Annotated in this window: 23 protein-coding genes; 16 read left to right on the forward strand and 7 right to left on the reverse strand. The window is 27.5% G+C overall.

Translation table 11 applies throughout. The features are described 5' to 3' along the window. Window positions 1-325: 325 nt before the first annotated feature. Both R4I97_RS07860 and R4I97_RS07865 read right to left on the reverse strand, forming a co-directional pair. Window positions 326-1,330, reverse strand: a complete 1,005-nt coding sequence (locus R4I97_RS07860; RefSeq protein ID WP_335784514.1) for a calcium/sodium antiporter — start codon at window positions 1,328-1,330, stop codon at window positions 326-328. A gap of 15 nt (window positions 1,331-1,345) precedes the next feature. Beyond that, window positions 1,346-1,942, reverse strand: coding sequence for a hypothetical protein (locus R4I97_RS07865; RefSeq protein ID WP_335784515.1), 597 nt, complete (start codon window positions 1,940-1,942; stop codon window positions 1,346-1,348). 161 nt (window positions 1,943-2,103) lie between these two features. On the opposite strand from R4I97_RS07865, the gene R4I97_RS07870 reads away from it, so the two are divergent. The 5 genes from R4I97_RS07870 (at window position 2,104) to R4I97_RS07890 (ending at window position 5,664) form a co-directional block, all read left to right on the forward strand. Continuing rightward, on the forward strand, window positions 2,104-2,415 hold the full coding sequence (locus R4I97_RS07870; protein ID WP_013243201.1) for a YbjQ family protein: 312 nt from the start codon (window positions 2,104-2,106) through the stop codon (window positions 2,413-2,415). 36 nt (window positions 2,416-2,451) lie between these two features. Further along, window positions 2,452-3,111 (forward strand): TIGR00730 family Rossman fold protein, encoded by a 660-nt coding sequence (locus R4I97_RS07875; RefSeq protein ID WP_335784516.1) that lies wholly within the window; start codon window positions 2,452-2,454, stop codon window positions 3,109-3,111. 125 nt (window positions 3,112-3,236) lie between these two features. Continuing rightward, window positions 3,237-3,710 (forward strand): hypothetical protein, encoded by a 474-nt coding sequence (locus R4I97_RS07880; protein ID WP_335784517.1) that lies wholly within the window; start codon window positions 3,237-3,239, stop codon window positions 3,708-3,710. 335 nt (window positions 3,711-4,045) lie between these two features. After that, the gene (locus tag R4I97_RS07885) at window positions 4,046-4,171 is read left to right on the forward strand and encodes a hypothetical protein (protein ID WP_335784518.1); all 126 of its coding nucleotides are present in this window, start codon (window positions 4,046-4,048) and stop codon (window positions 4,169-4,171) included. Continuing rightward, the gene (locus R4I97_RS07890; protein WP_335784519.1) at window positions 4,168-5,664 is read left to right on the forward strand and encodes a sodium:solute symporter family protein; all 1,497 of its coding nucleotides are present in this window, start codon (window positions 4,168-4,170) and stop codon (window positions 5,662-5,664) included. The genes R4I97_RS07885 and R4I97_RS07890 overlap by 4 nt, the downstream gene beginning before the upstream one ends. 568 nt (window positions 5,665-6,232) lie before the next feature. Here R4I97_RS07890 and R4I97_RS07895 read toward each other — a convergent pair. The 3 genes from R4I97_RS07895 to R4I97_RS07905 all read right to left on the reverse strand — a co-directional run bounded on the left by R4I97_RS07895 (window position 6,233) and on the right by R4I97_RS07905 (window position 10,650). Then, complete coding sequence (locus tag R4I97_RS07895; RefSeq protein WP_335784520.1) at window positions 6,233-8,194, reverse strand: methyl-accepting chemotaxis protein; 1,962 nt, start codon at window positions 8,192-8,194, stop codon at window positions 6,233-6,235. 80 nt (window positions 8,195-8,274) lie between these two features. Beyond that, window positions 8,275-9,669 (reverse strand): MATE family efflux transporter, encoded by a 1,395-nt coding sequence (locus tag R4I97_RS07900; RefSeq protein WP_335784521.1) that lies wholly within the window; start codon window positions 9,667-9,669, stop codon window positions 8,275-8,277. 15 nt (window positions 9,670-9,684) lie between these two features. After that, window positions 9,685-10,650, reverse strand: coding sequence for a DUF3089 domain-containing protein (locus tag R4I97_RS07905; protein WP_335784522.1), 966 nt, complete (start codon window positions 10,648-10,650; stop codon window positions 9,685-9,687). A gap of 208 nt (window positions 10,651-10,858) precedes the next feature. Between R4I97_RS07905 and rnc the strand changes: the two genes are divergently transcribed. Beyond that, window positions 10,859-11,554: a ribonuclease III gene (gene rnc / locus R4I97_RS07910; RefSeq protein WP_335784523.1), complete on the forward strand. Its 696-nt coding sequence runs from the start codon at window positions 10,859-10,861 to the stop codon at window positions 11,552-11,554. 15 nt (window positions 11,555-11,569) lie between these two features. Then, window positions 11,570-12,217: a ribulose-phosphate 3-epimerase gene (rpe, locus tag R4I97_RS07915; protein WP_335784524.1), complete on the forward strand. Its 648-nt coding sequence runs from the start codon at window positions 11,570-11,572 to the stop codon at window positions 12,215-12,217. A gap of 77 nt (window positions 12,218-12,294) precedes the next feature. Here rpe and R4I97_RS07920 read toward each other — a convergent pair whose 3' ends face one another. Then, window positions 12,295-12,687: a response regulator gene (locus R4I97_RS07920; RefSeq protein ID WP_335784525.1), complete on the reverse strand. Its 393-nt coding sequence runs from the start codon at window positions 12,685-12,687 to the stop codon at window positions 12,295-12,297. A 14-nt stretch (window positions 12,688-12,701) separates the two neighbouring features. After that, complete coding sequence (gene gltX / locus R4I97_RS07925; protein WP_335784526.1) at window positions 12,702-14,147, reverse strand: glutamate--tRNA ligase; 1,446 nt, start codon at window positions 14,145-14,147, stop codon at window positions 12,702-12,704. A gap of 195 nt (window positions 14,148-14,342) precedes the next feature. Between gltX and R4I97_RS07930 the strand changes: the two genes are divergently transcribed. From R4I97_RS07930 to R4I97_RS07970, 9 genes are all read left to right on the forward strand, one after another. Next, complete coding sequence (locus tag R4I97_RS07930; RefSeq protein WP_335784527.1) at window positions 14,343-14,915, forward strand: HD domain-containing protein; 573 nt, start codon at window positions 14,343-14,345, stop codon at window positions 14,913-14,915. Between the two features lie 22 nt (window positions 14,916-14,937). Next, window positions 14,938-15,579, forward strand: a complete 642-nt coding sequence (locus R4I97_RS07935) for an isochorismatase family protein (RefSeq protein ID WP_335784528.1) — start codon at window positions 14,938-14,940, stop codon at window positions 15,577-15,579. Then, the gene (locus R4I97_RS07940) at window positions 15,576-16,097 is read left to right on the forward strand and encodes a methylated-DNA--[protein]-cysteine S-methyltransferase (protein ID WP_335784529.1); all 522 of its coding nucleotides are present in this window, start codon (window positions 15,576-15,578) and stop codon (window positions 16,095-16,097) included. Before R4I97_RS07935 ends, R4I97_RS07940 begins: the two co-directional genes overlap by 4 nt. Beyond that, window positions 16,094-16,648 carry a GNAT family N-acetyltransferase gene (locus R4I97_RS07945; RefSeq protein WP_335784530.1) on the forward strand — a complete coding sequence of 185 codons (555 nt, stop codon included), beginning with the start codon at window positions 16,094-16,096 and terminating at the stop codon, window positions 16,646-16,648. The genes R4I97_RS07940 and R4I97_RS07945 overlap by 4 nt, the downstream gene beginning before the upstream one ends. A gap of 54 nt (window positions 16,649-16,702) precedes the next feature. Then, on the forward strand, window positions 16,703-17,293 hold the full coding sequence (locus R4I97_RS07950) for a GDSL-type esterase/lipase family protein (protein WP_335784531.1): 591 nt from the start codon (window positions 16,703-16,705) through the stop codon (window positions 17,291-17,293). Between the two features lie 187 nt (window positions 17,294-17,480). Continuing rightward, on the forward strand, window positions 17,481-18,659 hold the full coding sequence (locus R4I97_RS07955) for a class I SAM-dependent RNA methyltransferase (RefSeq protein ID WP_335784532.1): 1,179 nt from the start codon (window positions 17,481-17,483) through the stop codon (window positions 18,657-18,659). Window positions 18,660-18,717: 58 nt separating this feature from the next. Beyond that, on the forward strand, window positions 18,718-19,476 hold the full coding sequence (locus R4I97_RS07960) for an MBL fold metallo-hydrolase (protein WP_335784533.1): 759 nt from the start codon (window positions 18,718-18,720) through the stop codon (window positions 19,474-19,476). 93 nt (window positions 19,477-19,569) lie between these two features. Further along, a complete protein-coding gene (gene nagE / locus R4I97_RS07965) occupies window positions 19,570-21,036 on the forward strand; it encodes an N-acetylglucosamine-specific PTS transporter subunit IIBC (RefSeq protein ID WP_335784534.1) in 1,467 nt (488 codons plus the stop codon). A gap of 921 nt (window positions 21,037-21,957) precedes the next feature. Further along, a partial coding sequence (locus R4I97_RS07970) for an ABC transporter ATP-binding protein (RefSeq protein ID WP_335784535.1) occupies window positions 21,958-22,386 on the forward strand: 429 nt, incomplete at its 3' end.

Below are 22,386 nucleotides of genomic sequence, written 5' to 3' on the forward strand. Positions count from 1 at the left end.
AAATATATAATAAGTTTTTTATTCAACTTTTTCCCGCCTTCGCTGTGCGGACTTCGTCAAAGTTTTTACCCTACGGGTACGCTTCGCGAAAGTGCAAATATTTTAGCTTTATATCTAAGGAATATATAAATATAAAGGAATATAATATTCTTAGTTAAAAAAATGCAGTTCTTTTACCTCTTTTATACCAATACCGAAGGCACTTCCTACGGTCGCCCTGAAGGACTCCTTTCAGTCGTAAAAGAAGTGGGGGCAGGGCAAAGCCACCATAAATAAAAAATATTTTTACAAACTTAAAATTTTTTAGTATATATTAAAGCTATGCTTACACAGAAGTAGTTTTTAATAAGTATAATACATAAAATATATAAACTACTAAAAATATAATCCCCTTTACCTTGTTTAAACTTCTTCCTCTTAAAGTAAATAATAACAATATTAAACCGCTTAAAACCATAATAGAATAGTCTATTAAATAATTTTGTGCAGCAGGTAAAACTATTCCTCCAAACTTAAATGAAGCTATAGAAGATATGCCAAGCACAGCACCAACATTAAAAATATTGCTTCCAACAATGTTTCCTATAGATATATCAGCCTCTTTCTTTGAAGCGGCTATCACACTTGTAACGAGTTCAGGTATGCTTGTACCAACAGCAACAACTATAAAACCAATAATATGCTCGCTTATAAAATTTCTAAATATACCAGTAACACCTTTCAAAAATATATCAGAACCCACAGCAAGAGCAAATATTGACAACACAATTTTAAATATAGCCCTAGAAATACTATATGTCTTTGTAGATGATGATACCTCTTTTTCAAATATAGCAAGCTCATCTTTGTCTTTAGAGACAACAGTATACAAATAATAAACATATACACATAGCAAAACTAAAAGTATCACGCCCTCTACAACAGATATCTTATCACCAATTAAACTCTTAGTATTAAAATTAAATAAAGTAATAAGTAATACAGCATACATTATAAACATAGAAAGCATAGATACATGATAAGATTTTTTTCCTGCAGCCATATCCATAAACAAAGCAGATACCCCAAGCACAAATACTATATTAAATATATTGCTCCCAATAACATTACCAACCGCAATAGCACTCTCTCCCCTCACAGCACCAAATAAACTAACAAAAAGCTCAGGCATAGATGTGCCCATTGCAACAACAGTAAGCCCTATCACTATAGGAGGAATTTTTAATTTATTCGCAATCATTACACTCCCATCAACTATATATGTACCGCCAAGATATAAAAGAAGTATACCCGCAACTGTAAAAACTATATATAATAAAATATTTGTCATATATCAAAATATCCTTTAATTGTTTAATTCTGAATCATTATTATTTTCTGTATTATTATCAGATTCTATATTATTAGTTTTTTCATTCTTATTATTTTTTTTAGCTATAAGAGATATTATTAAATAAATTATAAATATTATAAGTATTGCTATTATTAAAGCCGTAGAAAACCATAATGGAAATAATACCCAAACCCAACTCCATGTAACAGCATTAAAAAGCTTTAGTATTATAAATATAAAAGTTAAAAACGTTAAAAAAGCAACTGATATATTTAGAATAGGTAATTTATTTTTTGTTTGTACGCTTACTTCATTTGTTTTTGAATTATCTTCGGAAGGGATTTCAGTATTTTCTTTATTCTCTGTATTATCATTTTTTTCTTTCTTAAAAAATAATGAATAAAAAATGGTAGTACCAACAATTAAAATTACTTCCAAAATTAATAACAGTACAATATCTCTCCAATTAAAAGTAATAGTCTTACTCAAGTTTAATAAACTTAATGCTATTATAAGCATAGGTAAAAGTTTGCAAGAAATATTTAAAAGATTCTTTAAAAAATATAAGCTAGCCATTGTAAAGACATTTTTTATAGTATTAGCTTTCATAATAAAACACCTAATATTATTTTTTTATTTATTATAATAATATTTTTAATTAAATTCAAATTATACAAACTTAAAAATAATCAAGTTAAGCAATCAATTTCCGACTAATTAACATAATACAATATAGAAATATAAAAAACATAAAAAAGGATAAAACAAATATGCAAATTTTTAGCGTAGACTATTTACCTACAAACAATTATGAACTCTTAGGTTTAGTAAAAGGCAATATAGTACAATCAAAACATATAGGAAAAGATATATTAGCTTCTCTAAATACATTAGTTGGCGGCGAAGTAACAAGCTACACAGAAATGATAAACGAAGCAAGAGACATAGCTACAAACAGAATGATAGAAGAAGCTAAAAAACTTGGAGCTAATGCAATAATAGGAGTAAATTACAGCACTTCTTCAGTATTGCAAGGCACTACAGAGGTTGTTGCTTACGGCACAGCTATTATATTAAAATAAAAACTTAATTAAAAAAATAAAAAAAAAGGATTTTAAATGAGAAGACAAAGCACAGAATTTGAAGATTTAGATATGAATGAAGAGGCATGGCGTATATTTAGAATAATGGGAGAGTTTGTTGATGGCTTTGAAACTATGTCTATATACAACAATGCCGTTACAATGTTTGGAAGTGCAAGAACAAAGCCTGACCATCCGCATTATAAATTAGCTTATGAGACTGCAAAATTATTAGCAGAAAATAAATATGATATCATCACAGGAGGCGGTCCTGGAATAATGGAAGCAGGCAACAAAGGGGCTTTTGATGCTAATGGAAACTCTATTGGTTTATGCATAGAATTACCTTTTGAACAAAAAACTAATCCCTATGTAAAAGAAGAAATTAAGTTTAGATATTTCTTTGCTAGGAAAGTTATGTTTGTAAAATATGCTAAGGCTTTAGTAGTATTTCCTGGCGGATTTGGCACTATGGATGAAATGTTTGAAACACTTACATTAGTACAAACTAAAGTATTAAACAAAATACCAATAATAGTAGTTGACAAAAAATTTTATACGGGGCTTATGAATTGGATAGAAAAAGATATGATTAATGAAAAGTATATAGACAAAGATGATTTAAATCTTATGCATCATACTGATGACCCTAAAGAAGTGCTTAGTATAATTAATAATTTTTATAATAAAAAATAAATAAAATTATGTATAAAGTTTTTGTAATTATTTTTATTTTCAGCAATTTTCTATTTGCACAATTAAAAGGGATTCCAGAGTTTTTTAATTTGGACGGATATAAAACCCTTAAATTTGGCATGAATATGGAAGAAGTTAATAACAAAATTACAAATTATAATACAGAGCTATATGCTAACTTTCATCAAGAAACTCAATTAAATGAAAAAACAGTTTTAAACATATATAAAAACTCTGATGACAAGTTAGCATATTATTTGTATTTTTATAATGATTATCTTTACAGAATAGAAGTATGCAATCATATAGGATACAGCTATAACGATAATGACTTCTACTACCCTTCTCAGGCAACTGATATAGAAAACATAAAAGAAAAAATAACATTCAAATACGGTAATTCATCTTCCACAGATATAAAATATTATTCATACTATAACAAGCCATTTGAAGAATACACTATATGGTGGTATTCAGATTTATCAAGCGTATCATTATATGTAAAACCTGATTTAAATAGTTTAGATAAAACTATAAAACTATATTCATATAGACTTTCTTTTTATGATGAAACAAAATTAAAAGAAATTTATAATTAAAAATATAATTTATATTTGAATTTAATTAATATTCTAAAACACTTTTTAATAAAGTTATTACTATATATAAAAAAGTAAAAAAATCAAAAAAAATACTTGACAAAAATATCATTATATATTAACATATGAAACATAGAATTTTTGGAGACTATTATTTATGCTTTATGCATCATTCAATAAAATTAAGCATTCCCAAATGCTTTACCTCTTTTCTCCAAATCATAAATCTACAAAATCAAAAAAATCTATAAAATTCAGGCGTTAATAGTACTATATATCCAACACTCTATTAATCAAATATTATTAGTATTTTAAATTTTTTAAAGGAGTATACTATGACAGGTTCATGGGTTATAGACTATTTTTTGTACGGCTGTGTGGTTTTGATTATAGTGCCATTAGCAGCATTCTTATATAAAACTGTAAATGAGAAAAATAATAGCAAAGGAGATAAAAAATGATACTTGGAAATTGGATTATATTAATATTAGCATCTTTAATTTTGATTTCAATTGGTTTTTGGACTCAATTAAAAATAAAAAAAGGAAACTCTGAAGGTTTCTTACTCGGAGCAAAATCAATAGGGGCTTTCGTTGGAGCTGGTACATTGATGGCTACTGGCTATAGCGGTTGGGGTTTTATTGGTTCGCCTGGCACTACTTATGCTTATGGTGCTATAGAGATATTTGCTAACTTTTTCTTTGCTCCTGCTATTACTTTTGGTACATTATTTTTTGCTGGATTTATGAAGAAAAAAGCTCAGGAAGCTGGCGGTTTTACTGTACCAGAATATATTGCTAAAACTCATAATGGAGATAAAAATCAAAAGAGAATAGTTCATGGTCTTGGAGGAATTGCTACTTTTGTATTTTTATCTGTATATATAATAGGACAAATAAGAGCTATAGGGCTAGTTGCTTCACAGTGGCTTGGAGTATCTGAACATTTAGCTTCTATAATACTTATGGTTGTTATTATAATATTTACTGTTCAGGGAGGCTTACTCGCTGTTGCTATCACTGATACTATAATGTGTATTGGTATGCTTGTAGCTTCTATAATAGTTTATCTCACAATAATAAAAGATGTTTCTATGACAGAACTTATTAATACTGTAGGAGCTATTAAGCCTGAGTTTATTAACCCTACAACATCCAATCCTTATGGTGAAGGCAAATATAAAGTATTTTTAGTATTCATTTATGCATTTTTATTTACTACAACATTGCCTTATATGTCTGTGAGATTTTTATCATTCAAAGATAAAATTAATATTCCAGCTATGGCTTTAATAATGGCACCTATGGGTATAATACTAAGTTTAGTGCCAATAGTTGGACTTTATATGTTTTATAAAAATCCTAATCTTCCTAATCCTGACAGTGCTATGCCAGTATTTTTAACTTCATATCTTCCGCCTGCCATTGGAGGAATGATTATATTATTCATATTGTTTGCTATGCTCTCTACAATAAGTTCTGTATTGCAAGCATTAGCTTCTTCACTTTCACATGATTTATTTGTAGCATTTACTGATAAAGCAGAAAAAAGCAGCACTATAATAAACAGAATAGGCGTAATATTTACTGGTGTTTGGGGACTTGTATTAACTTATATCGCTCCTCAAGGAATGCTTAACCAAATAGCTTATATTGGAACAGGCGGACTTATTGCTATGTTTGTTGGTCCTATTATGATGAAGCCTTTCATACAGGCTAATATTACTGCTTGCTTACTTTCTATGCTTACAGGTTTAATTACAAGTACAATATTTATATTAAAATTAAATGTTGGTTGGGTAGAGGCCCCTATATATGCTGGTTTATGTGCTTGTTTTGTATACATACTTTCAGCTTTACTAATAAAAGAAAAATCAGAAGGAAAAGAATTTAGTAAAGATGAAACAACAAATCTTGAAAATTGTATAGACTCTGTTGCAGACAACGTTGATTAATAATAAATAATAGTAGGAAAATAAGCTTTATTTATCCTACTATTATTATAATTTTTATAACTATTGTATTAAAAATAAAAAATACATTTATTTTCAAATCTATTTATACGCACGTTAAACAATTTTTTATATATAATTAAACTATAATTTGCAATTAATACATATTCTTAATTTTGCTTACCGTGCGGTATAAAATTTTCATTATCACACTTTTACAAAACATTGCTTCAAATAAAAAATAATTCAGATATAAAATAAAATATATCTATAAAACCTATTCACATACGCCCACCCTACATATTTGCTGCTCTTATTGTAATTTTGTTTTCACTTATTTAAAAATATAAAAAAAATTATTAATACCCGCCCAAGCATTATTTAGATTTTCTGTTTTATAACCGCACGCAAAACAAACAGAAAATATATAATTAAACAAGAATTATAATTTTTATCATAAATAAATAAAATATTAACCGTGCGTTTAAAAAATTAATTATCTATAATAATAAAAAAGAGTATGTTAGGCAATATTCCTAAAACATACTCTTTTATGAATTATTATAAATTATTATTCTTCTTCTCTAAGTTTGAAATATTCAATAGATTTTGTTAAATCTCTAGATTCTTCTAATAGAGACTGTGAAGCAGCAGTAGCTTCTTCTACCAAAGCAGCATTTTTTTGTACAGAGCTATCCATTTCCATAATAGCTAAGTTTATTTGTTCTACACCTCTTTTTTGCTCTTGTGAAACATTATTTATTTTTTCCATAATATCTGCTGCTTTATCCATTTTCTCCTCTAACTCTATAAATATACTTTGAGACTCTTTTACACTTTCAGTAGCCAAAGTAACCTTATCATTACTGTCATTAATAAGATTAGTAATATTTTTTACAGACTCTTGAGCATTTTGTGCTAAATTTCTAACTTCAGAAGCTACAACAGCAAATCCTCTTCCTTGCTCTCCTGCACGTGCAGCCTCAACAGAAGCATTTAAAGCAAGTATATTTGTTTGGAAAGCTATATTTTCTATGAGCTTAGTAATATCCATAATTTTACCGCTAGCTTCATTAACATCATTCATTTTTATAACACTTTCTTTAACTATATTTCCAACTCTATTTATATACTGTTTAGCTTCCATTACCATTTGAGAACTTTTTAATACGCCATCAGCAGATTCATTTATATTGCTTGCTATCTCATTCATAGAAGAAGCAGTCTCTTCCAAACTTGAAGCTTGCATTTCTGTTCTGCTTGCAAGGTCATTATTACCGCTCAAAACTTCATTTGCTGCAGTAGATACATGCTCGGCAGAGTTTTTAACGGTATTTACTATACTATTAAGATTATTCAAAGTATTTTGTATTCCTTTAGCTATAACACCCCATTCATCAGTTAATGCTAAAAATTGTGCCGGAGGGCTCCAAGATATATCTCCATTTGATAATTTAGTCATATCCTGTGCTAATAGATAAATAACATTGCTTACTTTTTTCTTAATGATAAGAGGAGTAAGAATAAATGCTACAAGCATAATAATTAATGAAATAATAATAATTCTATTTCTTATATTATTGCTTTCTCTAAAGATAACATTGTCAGGAACAAGCAATTTTAATCCCCAATATTGTCCTGATGTAAGCTCTAAAGGTACAAACATATATGTAACATTTTTCTTTAATTTTTCACTATAATCAGAAAAGTTAATTGATGTTCCTTTATTGATTTCATCTAATACATTGTGCTGTTTATAATAAGAATAAGCAGTATATAAATTTTTAGTTACATTATTAGTATCTTGTGCATCGTATAATATATTTCCATCGCTATCAAATAATGAAGCTTCAGAATCTTCAAAAGGCTGTATATTTGCTACCAAAGAATTAATAGAAGAAACTAATATATCTACAGTAATAACACCAATATTACTTCCATTATTTCTAATAGGAACACACCAAGTGAAAATTAATTCTTTTTTATTTCCTAATAATAAATATTCATATATAGGTGTAATATATGGTTTTCCGCTTGCTAATGGTTTTGTTATGTAGTCTTCAGTTAATTCCTGAGATGTAAAACCTCTGGACTCTTTTTGATTTCCAGCTCTAGCGATATAATAACTAAATTGACCATTAGCTTCTGAATATTTTGGGTCATTTATATAATCTATATCATTATCTATATAATTTGGCAAAAAAGTAATAGACATTCCGCATACGTTTGGATTCATTTTGTCTAAAAAATTGCTTATCATATTTTCATATACTGCTCTTGTTCTAGTACCATCATTATATAAAGTTTCAACATCATATTGTAAACCTGTAACATATAATAATTCCTCTCTCAAGAAAAATTGCAATATAGTAGCTTCGCCTGTAGAACTTTGCTCGAGCACTTTATATGATAAATCCTTAGTAATAATACTTACAGATTTGACATTGACAGCGCCAGAAACAATAATCATCAGCAAAAAAGGAATTAATATAACAGCGCTAATTTTTGCCTGTAAATTTAATCTTTTAAACATACCTCTCTCCAATATATTTTAATAAAAAAATACACATTTATGTATTTTCGTCATTAGTTTTTTAAAATAAACTTTATCTATTAAACTGTTGTTATTCTAAACTTTTTATCATTTTTTTCAATATTTTTTATAAGTTTTTTAAAGAATATATAGAACATAGTTACAGTAGTTAATACAGCTATAACATCTGCTATAGGCTCAGCCAAAAGTACAGCCATAACCTTATTTTCAAAAAATATCGGCAGTATAAATATTAAAGGTATTAAAAGTATAACTTTTCTCAAAATTGCTAAAAAAGCCGAAATTTTAGCATTACCCAATGCTACAAAAGTTTGCTGACATGCAGATTGCGCCCCCAATATAAGAGAACTCGCCATATATATTCTTAAAGCCCAAATACTATAATTAATTAAAGTTTCATCGCTCGTAAATATCCTAACAAATAAATATGGGAAAAATATAGAAATTATCCACATTAAAGTAGAAAACATTACACTGCTTATAAGAAGTATTTTAAAAGTATTTTTTACTCTATCAATATTATTAGCACCATAATTATAGCTTATTATAGGCTGCGAACCTTGAGTAAGCCCATATATTGGAAGAAAAGAAAATTGCATTATACTGCTTAATATAGTCATAGCACCAACAGCTAAATCCCCACCATATTTAAATAAAGAAGTATTAAAGCATACAAATAAAATACTTTCTGTAAATTGCATAATAAATGGGGAAAAACCTAATGCTAAACATGGGAGCACTACATTAGGAGATATTCTTAAGTACTTAATTTTTAATTTTAATAAAGTTTTTTTAGAAGTCATGAAATATACTATCCATAAACAAGACACAGCCTGAGATATTATAGTAGCAAGTGCAGCACCTCTAACATTCATATTAAATCCAAATATAAATATAGGGTCCAATATTATATTACAAATTGCCCCTATTAAAACTGTAAACATACTAGTTTTTGCTTTTCCTTGTGCTGTAATGAATGCATTTAAGCCTAATGCTAATTGCACAAATATAGTTCCTACTGAATATATTCTTAAATATCTTAGCGCATAAATAATAGTATTTTCACTCGCCCCAAATAATAAAAGAAGAGGCTTAGCAAATATTAATAAAAGTATAGTAATTGTGATAGCTATAATTATTAAAGCCATAGCAGAGTTTCCAAGTATTTCTTCTGCTTTATCATAACTTTTTTTACCCATCATAATAGAAGCACGAGGAGCTCCGCCCATACTAATAAGATATGCAAATGCTGACACTGCCATTATTATAGGCATAGTAACTCCAATACCTGTTAAAGCAATAGCTCCAATATCTTCAATATGCCCTATATACATTCTATCAACAACATTATATAGAACATTTATTATTTGTGCTAATATGGCAGGTATTGATAATTTGAATAATAACCTTCCAACAGGTTTAGTAGCTAATTCTATTTGCTTTGTATTTTCCATTAATAATCCTTATTATTATTTCCAAAAAGCGCCAACTCTCTTTTTAGCATTTTCTTTTAAATCATTATAATATAATGCTATATCAAATATATGATAATTGCCTTTTTCGAACATATCATCAATATAAAAATCATCTGGGTTAATAGAATCACATTTTATTACACCTCTTTTTTTGTCAACTTTAGCACTTGCAAAATTTTTTACAATGTTATAATTAGTTCCAGCAAAAAAACAAGAGCCTAAACTTTTTTCTTTTGGAGCTTCATCTTCTTCTAATGTCCATGTAATAGGGTTAATAGCTATAGCTCCTTCAAGAAGCGTAGGATTATAACCATTAAATTCTGGACTTTCTACATCGTAAGAAATTATTACTCCAGTATCATATTCTCCTTTTGCAAATTTTAAATGAGGATTTTCTATTAAATCATTTGTTGTAACAGAGTACCCTATAATATATGCAGCAACCAATCTGTTATTTAAATTTTCATTAGTTTTGAAATAGTCTTTTAATATTTCTTTTATCATCATAGCACCCTGTGAATGCCCCATCAATATAAATGGTTTATTGTTATTGAAATTTTTAATAAAATAATCAAATGCGGCTAGTGCATCTTTTTTTGGTATGTCGTTAAAATATTTTTCTTTATTTTTTATATTATTATTTGTATCTAATATATAAAGAGCATCTGCTTGTCTATAGAAAGGAGCATATATGTTGCCTACTTCTTCAAATACAGTGCTTTGAGATATTAAAGCATTAGTAGCATTTTCTCTCATAGGCTTAAAATCTATAGGGCATACAAAGTCTTTATTAGTGCCGTTTCCATACCATACTGTTGGGTACAAATAAAATACATCAACTTCATTATTTTTATCTTCTGATATTTGAAGCCAATTATTTTTATCAGAGTAATCTATATTAGTTTCTTTACAGCTATAGAGAAAAATACTTAATAATAGTAATAATAACAATTTTTTCATAAATTAATTTCCTTAAACAAACTTTCTTTTTATTGCTGTATATTATAAATTATAATTTTATATACTCAACTATCGTTTTTGTATATTTTTTATATCTGCTTAAAAAAATATTTATAATATGCCTTTAATTATCATTTGTAAAAAACATAAAAAATATTTTTTATTTTATTGTTGACTACTTTTTTATTCATTGTATCATAAAACTATTATGATAAATAGAATATTATTAGATTGTGAAAAAGTTTTGCAATATAGTTTTAAAAATAGAAACTATCTCCTTGAAGCTATAACTCATAGAACCTTTGCAAATGAAAATGGAAATATGAAATATAATCAGCGCCTTGAATTTTTAGGAGATTCTGTACTTTCGCTTATAATATCAGAACATATATACAAAGAATATAGCAATGTAAAAGAAGGCAAACTATCAAAGATTAAATCTTATTTAGTTTCTCAAAATACTTTAGCTAATATATCAAGAAAACTAAAACTTGGTGAGTTTCTTTTACTTGGAAAAGGAGAAGAGGCTTCTGGCGGAAGAGAAAGAGATAATATGCTTGAAGATTTATTTGAAGCTATAATTGGGGCAATATATTTAGATTCGAATTTAGAAAACACAAAAAACTTTGTTATGAGAGTATATAGAGATATATTAGATAAATTAGATATTAATAATTTTGATAAAGATTATAAAACAATATTTCAAGAATTTATTCAAAAGAAATATAAAATTAGTCCTATATACAAATCATTTGAATATAATGAAGATTGTAGTATAATGTTCAAATCTGAAGTTTATGTGAAAAAAGATTTATATGGCTTTGGAATTGCAAAAAATAAAAAAGAAGCAGAAATGCTTGCCGCAAAAAACGCTATAAATAACATTGAAAAAATAGACAATTAATTTAAGGATATAAAAATGAACAAAATAATAATAGCACCATCTATACTAACAGCATCTTTTGCTAATTTGGAATCTACTATAAAAGAACTTGAAGAAGCAGGAGCTGATTATTTGCATTTAGATATAATGGACGGAAGTTTTGTGCCTCAAATAACATTTGGCTCTAAAATTGTAGAGGATATAAAAAAAATTACATCTTTACCTCTTGATGTTCATTTAATGATAGTTGCTCCAGAAAAGCATATTAATGATTTTGCTAAGGCTGGTGCTGATATTATTAGCGTGCATTATGAAGGAAATATTCATTTGCATAAATTAATAATGCAAATAAAATCACATAATGTAAAAGCAGGAATAGTTCTTAATCCTCATACAAGGGTTGATGTTATAGAGCCACTTATAGATGATATTGACAATGTTCTTATAATGTCTGTTAATCCTGGTTTCGGAGGGCAGAAGTTTATAACAAATTCTATTAAAAAAGTTGAAGAGACAAAAAAACTAATAGGTCAAAGAGATATTATAATATCTGTTGATGGAGGAATTAATCTAAACACTTGCAGTGATGTTATAAAAGCAGGGGCAAATTTACTTGTGGCAGGAAGTGCTATAATAGACAGCAAAGATAAAAAAGAAACTATTAAACAATTAAGAAACTTTTAAAAAAATTATTATAATTATTTATATTAAAAAAGACTTAAGTTTTTAATTAAACTCAAGCCTTCACTCTTTATTAACAATTATTTATTTTCGTGACTTTTTTTATACTCTATAGCCTCGTTTACTATAGGAACTAATGTTTCAAAATCAAGAGGTTTTTCTATAAGTCTGAATACACCTTCAGCTATAATCTCTTTTACCATATCAGTATTTCCATAAGCTGTGATTATTATGATTGGTATAGAGCTTTTTCTTTTTTTCATCTCTCTTATAAGAGCAAGCCCTGTCATAGAAGGCATAAGCAAATCTGTAATAATAACATCAACAGGATTATGTTCTAATATAGTTATTGCAGATTTACCATTCTCTGCTGTAATAACTTCAAAATCATAAGGTTCAAACGTATAAGTTATTAGATTACGTATATTCTCTTCATCATCTACTGCAAGTATTAAGGGTTTACCATTAAGCATATATTATACCCCTATTATATATATTTAGATAATCTGTATAAAATATTTTTTTTACCCAAAAGCTCACATATATGAGACAACTCAGTTCCAGCACTGCTTCCTGTTATAACATATCTTATAGGGTGATACAAATTAGGACCTTTAAGCCCTGTTTCTTTTTGAGCTTGTTTTATTAAATCTTTCATATATTGGTCAGTTATTTCATCAGCATTTTCTATATTAGTTTTAATAAACTGAAGAAGCCTTTTACTTTCTTCTTTATTTACAATCTCTTTCATCTCATCTGTAAGTTCAAAATCATTCTCAAAAAATACAGGAACATATTTAACAATATCAGATAAAACAACACAATTATGTCTTATTACAGATATAAGTTTTTTAGCCCAAGCATGTTCTGCTTCTGTATAATTTTCTTTTAAGAAGCCGCCTTGTATAAGATAAGGCAAAAATAATTCAGTAGCCTCGTCCAAACTAAGATTTTTAATATGCCAAGCATTTAAATGTCTTAATTTAGCAGTATCAAATATAGCAGGACTTTTAGAAAATCTATCTAAAGTAAAAGCCTTAATCATATCTTCATCATTCATATTTTCCATAGCTTCAGGGTGAGTCCAACCAAGTAAAGCAAGGAAGTTTCTCATAGCTTGAGGCAAGAATCCTTCATCTTTATATTCCATTAAAGTAGCAGCCCCATGTCTTTTTGATAATTTCTTTCTATCATTACCAAGTATTGAAGAAGTATGAGCAAACCTTGGAACTTGAGCTCCCAATGCCTCATAAATAAGTATCTGTTTTGGAGTATTAGATATATGGTCTTCTCCTCTTATAACATGCGAAATTTTCATAAGCATATCATCTATAACTACAGCATAATTGTAAGTAGGAAAACCATTCTCTCTGACAATTATAATGTCACCAATTTCATCGCTATTAGTTTTTACAACGCCCCTAACAAAATCTTCAAATACTATCTGCTGGTTTTTAGGCACTCTAAATCTTATTTTAGCAGGCTCTCCATTAGCAACTCTTCTTTTAGCCTCTTCTAATGGGATATCCTTACATTTGCCGTCATAAATGATAGGCTGATTTAAAGTTTTTTGCATATTAGATTTTTTTTCTAACTCTTCAGAAGTACAAAAACAATAATATGCCTTACCCTCTTCCATAAGTTTTTCAGTGTATTTTTTATATATATCAAGTCTTTCAGACTGAAAATATGGACCATAGTTTCCGCCAATTTCTGGGCCCTCGTCCCAATCAATGCCAAGCCATTTTAATGATTTAATAGCCATATCAACAGCTTCTTTTGTGCTTCTCTCTTGGTCTGTATCTTCTATTCTTAAAATTAATTTTCCTTTTATAGATTTGGCATATAGCCAATTAAATAATGCCGTTCTTGCATTTCCTATATGTAAAAAACCTGTTGGAGATGGAGCAAAACGAACTCTAATATCTGACATAAAAAAATATCCTCTTCATTACTATTAACTTGAGTTATTATACAATAAAAAAAATAAATATCAATTAATAATATTATAAATTTATCCTTATAAAATACATAAAAAATAGATAAAAATAACTAGTATTATATATAAATTTTATATTGAAAAATAGAATAATATATTATATAATTGTTTTCATATTTGGAGATTTCAATGGCAAGCATAGAAAGAGAAAAAGCTATAGAATTGTTTAAAAAATACAACAAAGAACCATCTCTATTTAAACATGCCCTATCCGTTGAGGCTGTAATGAGATATTTTGCTGATAAATATAATGAAGATGCTGAAGAATGGGCAATGGTTGGATTTTTGCATGATATGGATTATGAAATGTTTCCTAATGAGCATTGTATAAAAGTAAAAGAGATATTAGAAGTAGAAGGTTTGCCAGAGAGTTTTATTAGAGCTATACAGAGCCATGGCTTTGGAATATGCACAGATATAGAGCCTATCACTAATATGGAAAAAACTTTATTTGCTGTAGATGAACTTGCAGGTTTTATTTTGGCTTGTGCCTTGGTGAGACCTTCAAAAAGTTTAGATGATATGGAAGTAAAATCAGTTAAGAAAAAACTGAAAGATAAAGCTTTTGCTGCTAAAGTTGATAGGAATATCATAAATAATGGTGCTGAAAGACTTAATATACCATTAGATGAATTAATAAAAGAGACTATAGAAGCTTTAAAACCTATACAAGAGAGTATAGGCTTACAAAAAATATCTTAAAAATAATTTTTAGGTTTCCATTATGAGTAAGGTTAAGATACTAACAATAGTAGATATGCAAAATGATTATATGGAAGGCGGTCCTATGGCGGTTAATGGAGCAATTGGACTTATACCTGTAATTAATGACCTTATAAAAAATGGAGAATATGATGCTATAATAGCTACTCAAGATTGGCATCCATCAAATCATATATCTTTTGCTTCAACTCATAACAAAGAACCTTTTTCTAAAATAAGGGTAATGGACCAAGAAACTGGCGATGAAGAAATTTTAACACTTTGGCCTCGTCATTGTGTTGCTAGAACGTTTGGCTCTGCTATTGTTGATGAATTAAAAAAGAAGAAAGAGTATATTTATGTTCAAAAGGGTGTTGATGCTGATGATGAGGGGGTATCTGGATTTTCTTATATGCATAAGGATTTTATAGATGCTGCAAGGGAAAACAAAGAAGTATTGATACTGGATTTTGTGGGGGTGGCTTTAGACTATGCCGTTTATTATACTGCAAGAGATACTGCTGAATATGTAAATTCTATTAATGCAGAATATTTAGTTAGTGTGAATGTTTTAGAATATGCATCGGCTGCAATGAATCCTGATAAAATATATGAACTATATTCTAATGTAAAAAATATTAATCTCAAAAAGGTTCATCTGTGAATATTATAAGACTTGAAAATAGTCATATTGATGATAAAGTTTTTTTGTATAAAAGCCCTATTGGAAACTTATATTTAACTCATTATAAAGATTACATAACTTCTATTTCTTTTACAAACAACTATAAAGTATGCGCTGATAAAGAACCAGAAATTATAAAAGAAACCAAAAAACAGTTAGATGAATATTTTGAGTTAAAAAGAAGAATATTTGATATACCAATTGCAGTATACGGAAGCGATTTTCAATATAAAGTATGGATTGAGACTTATAAAATTCCTTTTGGAGAAACAGAAACATACTCCAATATAGCAAAAAAAATATCTAACAGTTCCGGCAGTATTTTTAGAGCAGTTGGAAGTGCTGAGGGAAAAAACAAAATACCAATTATAATACCATGCCACAGAATTGTTTCTAAAGATTTGAAATTAACAGGATATGCGGGCGGAATAGAAAAAAAGGAATATTTACTTAAACTTGAAGGTTTTAAGATAAATAATTTAAAAATAATAAAATGATAAAAAAAAGTTATAATACAAGCAGATTACTTTTAGTGCAGCCTAATCTTGAAATGGCTAATTCTATTTTTGATTTTTATCATAGAAATAAAGATTTTTTTAGAGAGTTTGACCCTTATCGGCCTGATATATTCTATAAACTTAATACACATAAAAATATTATAAAAAAAGAAATAGATGATACAAAAAATTCAAGAATGCTTAAATTTTATCTATTCAAAATAGAAGACAGAAAAAAAATAATAGGAATGATTAGTTTCGCAAATATAGTAAAGGGCTCTTTTTTATCTTGCACTGTTGGATATAAATTGGATAAAGATGAAACAAAAAAAGGATATATGACAGAAGCATTAAAATATGCAATAGATATAGTATTTAAAGAATTAAAACTTCACAGAATAGAAGCAAATATTATGCCGCACAACAAACCATCATTAGATTTAGCAAGAAGATTAGGTTTTGAATATGAAGGACTCGCAAAAAAATATTTAAAAATCAATGATAAATGGGAAGACCATATACACATGACTATATTAAATAATGATATTTAAAAAAATAACTATAGATAATTAATTACAGCACAAAAAAACTTTATGGGTATTATAATGAAAATAGTTTGCCTTGGAGATAGCACAACTTATGGCTATATGGTTAATAGAAAACAGGTTTGGACTTCTGTATTAAATACAAAATTTGAAGACTATAATATACAGTTTATAAACAAAGGCATAAACGGAGATACCATTTCTGGCATGTATTTACGTTTTAATAATGATGTTATTAATGAAAAGCCTAATACTCTAATACTTATGGGCGGAGTAAATGATATATTTCTTTTTAAGCCTTTAGAAAATATAAAACAAAGCTTTGTTGATATAATAAATGAATCTAAGAAAAACAATATAGACATAATAACATTTACCCCTATACCTTTTATAAAAGAAGATTTTACATTTTTTGAAGTCAGCAGCTTAGAGGAGATGTCAGATATATTAATGGAGTATGTTAATTTTATTAATTCATACACAAAAGAAAATGATGTAAAATGTATTGATGTTTATAATATGTTTATAAATGAAATATTGAAAGAGCATAAATATTATGATTTGTATTTTGACGGCGTTCATCTAAATAGCGAGGGGCATAATATTTTTGCATCTTATATATTTGAGAGATTAAAAGAGTATGTAAAGTAAAAGGATTCACTTTTATTCAGCTTTATAAAAAATAAAGCCAAATAAAAGTGGGAGATTATTTATGAAAAATACTAATTATTAAAACATAACTTATTAAAAAAAGTAAAATATTTTATAAAAATTTTCATAGAAATATAATTAATATTTATTTGTGGATATATTAAGATTTTAATGTATAATAAGTATTATGAAAGTAAAAATAATAGATACAGCTTATGGCGGATATGGCGTTGCTAAAGATGGAAAAATTATATTTGTAGCACATTCTGTTGAAGGCGATATAGTTGATATATCCATAAAAAAAGAAAATAAAAACTTTTGCTATGCTAATATAAACAATATTATAGAGCCTTCAAAGCATAGAATAAAACCAAAATGTAAATATGCAGGTATTTGCGGCGGATGTGTGTTTAATCATATTGAATATAATAAACAATTAGAAATAAAAAAAAGTATAGTATTAAACTCTATAAGAAACATTGAATATAATAATAATATAAATATAATAAAATCACATAATGAACATTACAGACTCCGTGTAAACATGATAGCTCAAAACGGCAATATTGGCTTTTATAAATTCAATACTAATGAGTTTGTGAATATAGATGAATGCATAATATTAAAAGAAAAACTCTTTGATAAAATAAAAAATTTTTCCAAGAATAACAATATAACAGGAAACATTTATGCTATAGAAAGTAATAATTGCAAAACACTATCATTTGCTGACATTCTAAAACAAAATAAAAATATAGATACAAGCTATTTTGACGGAATAACTATAAAACAAAAAAAGAAATTAAAAACTTATGGCATAGATAAAACAAATTACAATACATGTTTTGGAGAGGTACCATTATCACATAAAAGCTTTTTTCAATCCAATCACTATTTATTAGACGAGTTTCAGAAGAATGCAGTTAAATACTTTAATGAATATGACAAAAACATAGTTGAGCTTTATGCTGGAAGCGGATTTTTCACTGTTGCAATTAGAAACAAATTAGAAAGTTTAAATATTGATTACAAATTAATATCTTCAGAAATAAGCTCTGACTCTGTAAATATTGCAAAAGATATTATAAAAGAAGATGCAAGCGATACTCTAAAAAAAATAAATTATAATATAGATGCCTTATTTGTTGATCCTCCGCGTGACGGATTAGATAAAAAAGTGATAGAAAATATTATTAGAATAAAACCCAAAAAAATTATATATATTTCTTGCAACCCTATGACATTTGCAAGAGATGTTAATTTATTAAAAGAATATTATCAATTAATAGATTTAAATATCATAGATATGTTTCCAGATACTTATCATATAGAACTTATTTCTTGTTTAAAACTAATAATAAAATAATTATATTGATATTAGCGTTAAAAAATATATAATTCTGTTTTAGGAGTTATAAAAAATCATGAAAATAATTTTTTTAGGTACTGGCACATCAGATGGTGTACCAATGATAGGATGCAAATGTAATGTTTGCAAGAGCAAAGATAAAAAAGACAAAAGAACAAGAGCATCTGTTTTAATACAGCATAAAAATAAAAACTACATAATAGATACTTCTTTAGATTTTAGAGAACAAATGCTTAGAGAAAAAATTGATAGCTTAGAAGCGGTATTCTATACTCATCATCATGCTGACCATTCTTCAGGAATAGTAGATTTGCGTTCATTAAATTTTATAATGCATAAACATATAGATTGCTATGGTAATAAAGATACTATGGACGTATTAAAAGATAAATATGATTATATATTTAATCCCGTTCAGATAGGAGGCGGGATTCCTGATTTACAATTTCATATTATAGAAAATACTACTAAATTTGACGATATAACTGTAACTCCAATTCCTGTAAAACATGGTATATTAAACATATTAGGCTATAGATTTAATAATTTTACATATATTACAGATGCAAGCTCTATAAGCAACGAAAGCTTGAAACTCATAGAAGGCAGTGAAATTTTAGTATTAAATGGATTAAGATATCGTCAGCATAGCACACATTTATCACTTCAGGAATCTGTTAATATAGCAGATACTATTAAAGCCAAAAAAACATTTTTCACACACTTAACTCATGATGTTTTACATAAAAATTTGAAAAAAGAGCTCCCAAAAAATATGTATGGTGCTTATGATGGTCTAACTTTAGAAATATAATATGTTTTTTAATATTGATTATAAATATTAATCGTATATACTTATATGTATACGATTATGTATAAAAACATTTTATATAATTTGGAGGATATAATGTTTGGTTATCTACAAAAAATAGGTAAATCCTTAATGGTACCTGTAGCCGTATTGCCGGCAGCTGCTATCCTTTTGGGTATTGGTTACTGGATAGACCCTAATGGTTGGGGCGGCGGAAGCCCAGTGGCAGCTTTCTTTATTAAAGCAGGCGGTTCTATTATAGATAATATGCCTATATTGTTTGCTGTTGGTGTTGCTTTTGGTATGTCTAAAGACAGAAATGGTGCTGCTGCTTTAGCTGGATTAGTGGCATTTTTAGTTGTAACTACTCTTTTAGCTCCTGCTACTGTTGCTATGATTCAAAGTAAAGATGTTGCTAATGTAGCCCCAGGTTTTGCTAAAATTAATAACCAATTTATAGGTATACTTTGCGGTATTATAGCTGGCGGTTTATACAATAAGTTTTCTGAAGTAAAATTACCAGAATTCTTAGCATTCTTTAGCGGAAGAAGATTCGTACCGATAGTTACATCTGGTGTTATGATGATAGTATCATTCATATTAATGGTTGTATGGCCTGCTATTTACGGCGGTTTAGTAACTTTTGGTGAAGCTATCATTAGTCTTGGTCCTATAGGTGCTGGTATTTATGGTTTCTTTAATAGACTTTTAATTCCTGTTGGTTTACACCATGCTCTTAACTCAGTATTCTGGTTCGACGTTGCTGGTATTAATGATATACCTAATTTCTTAGGCGGTCAGGCTTCTATTGATGCTGGTACTGCTATTATCGGACAAACTGGTATGTATCAAGCTGGTTTCTTCCCTATTATGATGTTTGGTCTTTTAGGAGCTTGTTTGGCTTTCATTAAAAATGCTAAACCTGAAAATAGAAATAAAATTCGTTCTATAATGTTGGCTGCTGGTTTTGCTAGTTTCTTCACTGGCGTTACTGAGCCTATAGAGTTCTCATTCATGTTCGTTGCTCCTGTATTATATCTTATACACGCTATATTAACTGCTATATCTTTGATTATTGCTTCTAGCATGAAATGGATTGCTGGTTTTGGTTTCTCTGCTGGTTTAATAGACCTTGTTCTTTCTACAAGAAACCCTTTAGCTACTCAATGGTATATGCTAATTGTACAAGGTATAGTATTCTTCATACTTTATTTTGTTATTTTTAATTTTGCTATTCAGAAATTTAATCTTAAAACTCCTGGAAGAGAAGATGATGATACTGATGAAATAGAAGTTACTGTATCAAGCAGCAAAAATGCTTCTTATGCTGATAAAGCTTTATTACTTCTTCCTTTACTTGGCGGAATTGAAAATATAGTTGATATCGATAACTGTGCTACAAGATTAAGATTAGAAGTAAAAGACAATACTATAGTTAATGATGCTGAAATTAGAAAGCATTTCCCTGGCGTATTGAGACCTGGTAAAACTTCTGTACAAGTAATAGTAGGAACAGATGTGCAATTTTTAGCAGATGAGTTTAAAAAGGTTGCTAAAAAATAATTAATATATTCAAAAAATAGGGCTTGTAAGATTTTTATAAGCCCTTTACTATTTTTATTATATAACTTCTATATTTTTAATAGTTTTCTTATTTGTAATAGCTTAATCAATACAAAAATAATTTATATTGATTTTCTTACTTTCTACATAAAATGTTTTGTTTATATAATAATTTTAGAAGCGGAAAATATAAATGAAAAAGAATTACTAGTATCATATACAATGGATTATAAATACATATTAGAAAAATACACAAAAATTAATACTGTTTCCATTTTACATTTAAGAATTATATATCATAAAAATTTAGCAGAAATAAATCCTTAGAAACTTGGTGAAATTAATTAAACATACTAACAACCATTACTTACAAAAATATATTCGTATATTATAAAAAGTTATATATTATTATATTTAAAATTAGGTAAGTATTTTTGATATAAAATAAATATATGAACCTTCTTATATGAGCATTTTTATTTGTTATATTTATAAAAAAGTGCTGTAAAATAATATAATTATATAAAAAATAAGGCATTGAATTCAATAAATAACTAAAAAAGTTAGAATAAAAGAACAAATTGAAGAAAATTTTAGTTTAAAAATGATAGTTACAATTTTATAATATAAAAAATATTATAAACAGTATTTTTTTTATTTAATTATATATCTATTTTAACTATATATTATATATTTTGGTTGTTTGAAACATATATATTTTTTAATTTATATGTTATCGGTTATAAATGTGAAATATTAATATAAAAAAGTAAAATTATATTTGTTAAAAAGCTTGACAATTGGCTAAAAACTTATTAAACTTTAGAATATAAGTTTTTTATATTTAATTATAGTAAATAATTTAATATTTCATAAAAAATATTAAAATAAAAAAATAAAAAAGCAAGGGGTTATAATATTATGTCTAGCATAAAATTTGAGCATGTAAAAAAAGTATATGACAACAAAGTTGAGGTAGTTAAAGACTTTAGTTTGGATATAGCTGATAAAGAGTTTGTAATTCTTGTAGGTCCTTCAGGCTGCGGTAAATCTACGACTTTACGTATGATAGCTGGTCTTGAAGAGATTACAGATGGTAAACTTTATATTGGAGATAGACTCATAAATGATGTAGCTCCAAAAGACAGAGACATTGCTATGGTATTTCAGAACTATGCCTTATATCCGCACATGTCTGTATTTAAGAACATGGCTTTTGGGTTGGAACTTAGAAAAACTCCAAAAGATGAAATTAAGAAAAGAGTTGAATGGGCAGCGCAAGTACTTGATATAGCTCATTTGCTTGACAGAAAACCTAAGGCATTATCTGGCGGTCAGCGTCAAAGGGTG

It is taken from the genome of Brachyspira pilosicoli (assembly GCF_036997485.1).
Classification (GTDB): Bacteria; Spirochaetota; Brachyspiria; order Brachyspirales; family Brachyspiraceae; genus Brachyspira; species Brachyspira pilosicoli_C.

Bases quoted from the DNA above. Each gene is read 5' to 3' on its own strand.
- R4I97_RS07860 (WP_335784514.1), bottom strand. From the start codon at position 1,330: ATGACAAATATTTTATTATATATAGTTTTTACAGTTGCGGGTATACTT.
- R4I97_RS07865 (WP_335784515.1), bottom strand. From the start codon at position 1,942: ATGAAAGCTAATACTATAAAAAATGTCTTTACAATGGCTAGCTTATAT.
- R4I97_RS07870 (WP_013243201.1), top strand. From the start codon at position 2,104: ATGCAAATTTTTAGCGTAGACTATTTACCTACAAACAATTATGAACTC.
- R4I97_RS07875 (WP_335784516.1), top strand. From the start codon at position 2,452: ATGAGAAGACAAAGCACAGAATTTGAAGATTTAGATATGAATGAAGAG.
- R4I97_RS07880 (WP_335784517.1), top strand. From the start codon at position 3,237: ATGGAAGAAGTTAATAACAAAATTACAAATTATAATACAGAGCTATAT.
- R4I97_RS07885 (WP_335784518.1), top strand. From the start codon at position 4,046: ATGACAGGTTCATGGGTTATAGACTATTTTTTGTACGGCTGTGTGGTT.
- R4I97_RS07890 (WP_335784519.1), top strand. From the start codon at position 4,168: ATGATACTTGGAAATTGGATTATATTAATATTAGCATCTTTAATTTTG.
- R4I97_RS07895 (WP_335784520.1), bottom strand. From the start codon at position 8,194: ATGTTTAAAAGATTAAATTTACAGGCAAAAATTAGCGCTGTTATATTA.
- R4I97_RS07900 (WP_335784521.1), bottom strand. From the start codon at position 9,669: ATGGAAAATACAAAGCAAATAGAATTAGCTACTAAACCTGTTGGAAGG.
- R4I97_RS07905 (WP_335784522.1), bottom strand. From the start codon at position 10,650: ATGAAAAAATTGTTATTATTACTATTATTAAGTATTTTTCTCTATAGC.
- rnc (WP_335784523.1), top strand. From the start codon at position 10,859: ATGATAAATAGAATATTATTAGATTGTGAAAAAGTTTTGCAATATAGT.
- rpe (WP_335784524.1), top strand. From the start codon at position 11,570: ATGAACAAAATAATAATAGCACCATCTATACTAACAGCATCTTTTGCT.
- R4I97_RS07920 (WP_335784525.1), bottom strand. From the start codon at position 12,687: ATGCTTAATGGTAAACCCTTAATACTTGCAGTAGATGATGAAGAGAAT.
- gltX (WP_335784526.1), bottom strand. From the start codon at position 14,147: ATGTCAGATATTAGAGTTCGTTTTGCTCCATCTCCAACAGGTTTTTTA.
- R4I97_RS07930 (WP_335784527.1), top strand. From the start codon at position 14,343: ATGGCAAGCATAGAAAGAGAAAAAGCTATAGAATTGTTTAAAAAATAC.
- R4I97_RS07935 (WP_335784528.1), top strand. From the start codon at position 14,938: ATGAGTAAGGTTAAGATACTAACAATAGTAGATATGCAAAATGATTAT.
- R4I97_RS07945 (WP_335784530.1), top strand. From the start codon at position 16,094: ATGATAAAAAAAAGTTATAATACAAGCAGATTACTTTTAGTGCAGCCT.
- R4I97_RS07950 (WP_335784531.1), top strand. From the start codon at position 16,703: ATGAAAATAGTTTGCCTTGGAGATAGCACAACTTATGGCTATATGGTT.
- R4I97_RS07955 (WP_335784532.1), top strand. From the start codon at position 17,481: ATGAAAGTAAAAATAATAGATACAGCTTATGGCGGATATGGCGTTGCT.
- R4I97_RS07960 (WP_335784533.1), top strand. From the start codon at position 18,718: ATGAAAATAATTTTTTTAGGTACTGGCACATCAGATGGTGTACCAATG.
- nagE (WP_335784534.1), top strand. From the start codon at position 19,570: ATGTTTGGTTATCTACAAAAAATAGGTAAATCCTTAATGGTACCTGTA.